This is a genomic window from Duganella margarita, assembly GCF_009857535.1.
GTDB classification, from domain to species: Bacteria; Pseudomonadota; Gammaproteobacteria; order Burkholderiales; family Burkholderiaceae_D; genus Rugamonas; species Rugamonas margarita.
This window is the reverse complement of sequence record NZ_WWCS01000076.1, coordinates 1-529: the sequence shown is the minus strand read 5'-3', so window position 1 is coordinate 529 and position 529 is coordinate 1. Positions and strand designations below refer to the sequence as shown.

The window sequence follows — 529 nt, the reverse complement described above, 5'->3', positions numbered from 1 at the left end:
GCAAACTCTAGAAAGGAGGTGATCCAGCCGCACCTTCCGATACGGCTACCTTGTTACGACTTCACCCCAGTCACGAATCCTACCGTGGTAAGCGCCCTCCTTGCGGTTAAGCTACCTACTTCTGGTAAAACCCGCTCCCATGGTGTGACGGGCGGTGTGTACAAGACCCGGGAACGTATTCACCGCGACATGCTGATCCGCGATTACTAGCGATTCCAACTTCATGCAGTCGAGTTGCAGACTACAATCCGGACTACGATACACTTTCTGCGATTAGCTCCCCCTCGCGGGTTGGCGGCGCTCTGTATGTACCATTGTATGACGTGTGAAGCCCTACCCATAAGGGCCATGAGGACTTGACGTCATCCCCACCTTCCTCCGGTTTGTCACCGGCAGTCTCATTAGAGTGCTCTTTCGTAGCAACTAATGACAAGGGTTGCGCTCGTTGCGGGACTTAACCCAACATCTCACGACACGAGCTGACGACAGCCATGCAGCACCTGTGTAATGGTTCCCTTTCGGGCACTCC

Annotated in this window: 1 rRNA gene; it reads right to left on the bottom strand. The window is 54.4% G+C overall.

The window, feature by feature from the left end:
- Nucleotides 1-11: 11 nt before the first annotated feature.
- Nucleotides 12-529, bottom strand: a 16S ribosomal RNA gene (locus tag GTP55_RS29260); the annotation flags it as partial.